The following is a 241-nucleotide window of genomic DNA, read 5'->3' on the forward strand; positions in this document are numbered from 1 at the left end:
TTTGACTTGTTCCATCCACGGGCCGCTTTTCGGCAGCAAGCGGTTACCAAAGACGGTAATTAGCATCAGCGGCAGGCCCATGCCCAACGCATAGAGATAAAGCGTGCCGCCGCCCAGCCACATGTTCCCGCTTTGGGCGATATACAGCAGAATCGCGCTAAGCGGTGCGGTGGTGCATGGTGAACAGATCAGTCCGGCAATCGCCCCCATAACAAACACACCGCCAGGTGAGCCGCCCTGT

Annotated in this window: 1 protein-coding gene; it reads right to left on the reverse strand. The window is 58.1% G+C overall.

The window, feature by feature from the left end; all coding sequences use genetic code 11:
- The coding region (locus HMPREF0298_RS11380) for a cytochrome c biogenesis protein CcdA (protein ID WP_280985052.1) at positions 1-241 on the reverse strand (241 nt) is incomplete at both ends.

Origin of the sequence: Corynebacterium lipophiloflavum DSM 44291 (assembly GCF_000159635.1) — a bacterium.
In the GTDB taxonomy this organism is placed as follows: Bacteria; Actinomycetota; Actinomycetes; order Mycobacteriales; family Mycobacteriaceae; genus Corynebacterium; species Corynebacterium lipophiloflavum.